The organism is Haladaptatus sp. (assembly GCF_049589095.1).
GTDB lineage: Archaea > Halobacteriota > Halobacteria > Halobacteriales > Haladaptataceae > Haladaptatus.
The window spans coordinates 1-2,499 of sequence record NZ_JBAWAC010000657.1 but is presented as its reverse complement, the minus strand read 5'-3'; the positions used below and the strand labels follow the sequence as shown (position 1 = coordinate 2,499).

3 protein-coding genes are annotated in these 2,499 nt (G+C 60.7%); 2 read left to right on the top strand and 1 reads right to left on the bottom strand.

Annotation, left to right across the window (positions count from 1 at the left end; translation table 11 throughout):
• Positions 1 to 207: 207 nt before the first annotated feature.
• On the top strand, positions 208 to 660 hold the full coding sequence (locus tag WBV42_RS20685; protein ID WP_423987710.1) for a MaoC family dehydratase: 453 nt from the start codon (positions 208 to 210) through the stop codon (positions 658 to 660).
• A gap of 58 nt (positions 661 to 718) precedes the next feature.
• Positions 719 to 2,065 carry a serpin family protein gene (locus WBV42_RS20680; protein WP_423987709.1) on the top strand — a complete coding sequence of 449 codons (1,347 nt, stop codon included), beginning with the start codon at positions 719 to 721 and terminating at the stop codon, positions 2,063 to 2,065.
• 7 nt (positions 2,066 to 2,072) lie between these two features.
• Here the strand turns inward: WBV42_RS20680 and WBV42_RS20675 are convergent.
• Positions 2,073 to 2,499: hypothetical protein (locus tag WBV42_RS20675; protein WP_423987708.1), on the bottom strand; the 427-nt coding region annotated here is incomplete at its 5' end.

Sequence of the window (2,499 nt, the reverse complement as noted above, 5' to 3'; positions counted from 1 at the left end):
GTGACGATGACGGCCCAGAAAGTAATCGTCCGTTCGAAGTGAGCGGACGGGGGCTTTCGAGGTCGTCTTCCCAGCGATTGCACTCGCCAAACCATCAAGCACCCCGTTTCGTAGCGATTTCAGTCGGAGCGAGACTCCAAGTGTTGACGAGCCTCCAAAATTTCCCAAGCCCGCGATTATTTGTGCCATCTCCCCAAACCACCATCCATGTCAGACCGCGATTTCGAGGATCTCGTCGTCGGCGACCGACAGACGTTCGGCAGTTACACCGTCACCGAGGAGGAAATCCTTCAGTTCGCCGAACAATACGACCCGCAGGAGTTCCACGTTGATGTGGACGCCGCCGAGGAGTCGATGTTCGGCGAACTCGTCGCCAGCGGGTGGCACAGCACGGCCATCTCGATGCGAATCCTCGTGGACAACTTCTTCGAGAACAGCGGGAGTCTGGGTTCACCCGGCGTCGAATCCGTGACGTGGCCCGCTCCGGTCAAGCCGGGGGAAACGCTCTCGCTGACGCTCGAAGTCACCGACAAGCGTACGCTGGAGAGCGACCCGAGTCGCGGCCTCGTCACGTTCTCCCTCGAAATGCAGAACGAAGCGGGCGAGACGAAACTCACGATGGACCCGAAGGTGTTCTTCGCGCGTCGGGAAGAACAGTAAGTAAAACGGTTATTTGTCCCTTGGGAACATATTTGCTCGCAACGACGAAACGACGAGTATGGCTCCCACCCGCCGCCAAACGCTCGCCCTCGCGAACGCGCTCGCCGCCGGGGCACTCCTCCCCGGGTGTCTCGGTTCGTTCTCGATGGAAAAACCGAACCCGAAAGGAGGACTAATGACCGAAACGCCGGAAAAGACCGTGACAGGAACAGAGAAACCGAATCCCGTTTCGACGGACGAGAAAGCCATCCGAACGCTCGCCCGCGGAAACACCGCGTTCGGACTGACCCTGCTCTCGTCGCTCGCGGACGATTCTCCGGGGGAAAACCAGTTTTTCTCCCCGTACAGCGTCTCCGTCGCGCTGGCGATGACCTACGCGGGCGCTCGCGGCGAGACGCGAACCGAGATGCACGACGCCCTCCAGTTCCCGCTCGACGGCGACTCGCTTCACGCCGCGTTCGGGAAAACCGACGACGAAATCGAGTCCACGGCGAAGCGGTCCACGGCCGACTCCGACGAAGGGACGCCGTTCCAGTTGACGACGGCGAACGCGGTCTGGGGACAGGACGGCTATCCGTGGCGCGATGACTACCTCGGAACGCTCCTGACGTACTACGGCGCGGGATTGCACATCTGCGATTTCGAGCACGATGCCGACGGGGCGAGGGACGCCGTCAACAACTGGGCCGCCGAACGGACGGCGGACAAGATCACGGACCTGCTACCCGAGGGTTCGCTCGACGCGATGACCCGCCTCGTGCTCACCGACGCCATCTACTTCAAAGCGACGTGGGACGAGACGTTCTCCGAAAAACGGACGGAACAGAAACCGTTCACCACGCTCGACGGCACGGAAGCGACGGTGCCGATGATGTCCCAATCGAGTTCGTTTCCGTACGCGACGGTCGATGGTCATCAACTCATCGAACTGCCATACGTCGGCGGCGAAGTCGGCATGGTCGTCGTCCTGCCGAAGGAGGGCACGTTCGAGGAGTTCACGGACTCGCTCGACGCGGACGGACTGACGACGATGGTGGACGAGTTGGAAACGGAGCACGGGTCGATTTCGCTTCCCAAGTTCAGCGTCGAATCGTCGTTCGAACTCGGAACGACGCTCTCCGCGCTCGGGATGGAGCGCGCGTTCTCGTCGAACGCCGATTTCGGCGGCATGGCGAACCTCGAAAAAACGAGCGAGGACCTCCAAATAGGGGACGTCTTCCACGAGAGCTACATCGGCGTCGACGAGAAGGGGACGGAAGCGGCGGCCGCGACGGCCGTCAAGGTGGTCGCGACGGGGGCACCGGCGAACCCGTTCGAGATGACGGTCGATAGGCCGTTTTTGTTCCTGATCCGCCACAAACCGACGGACACGACGCTGTTTCTGGGTCGTGTCGTAAGTCCCTGATTCGAACTCACGCCGTTCGCCTGCGCCGCATTTTCTCCACGAGTCGCTTTGCCGACCCCGAAACCGACTCACGCGTATTGGGCTTCGTCCAGACGTAGCGCGCGCTCCCGTCCTCGAATCGCTGTACCTCGTCCAACTGCCAGCCTCGCCGCTCCAATACCCGCTCGATGGTTAGATAGGGGAAGTGTTCCTCGATGTACTCCTCTTCGGTGCCGTAGATGTCGGACGCGTACAGTTGCGAAACCATCCCCTCGTGTTCGACATCCCATTTGATGTTATAGTACCAGTAGTTGATATATGTCGGAAGGTCGAGTTTTGGTAGTTGTCCCCGTCGTAGCGTCCCCTCCTGATTGCGCTCCGGCCCGTTCCACGAGAGAGACGAGACGGCATCGTACTCCTCCCCACGTGCTGGTGAATCGTTGAACGTCTCCAAC

Coding starts and splice junctions, on each gene's coding strand:
- WBV42_RS20685 (WP_423987710.1), top strand. CDS start 208: ATGTCAGACCGCGATTTCGAGGATCTCGTCGTCGGCGACCGACAGACG.
- WBV42_RS20680 (WP_423987709.1), top strand. CDS start 719: ATGGCTCCCACCCGCCGCCAAACGCTCGCCCTCGCGAACGCGCTCGCC.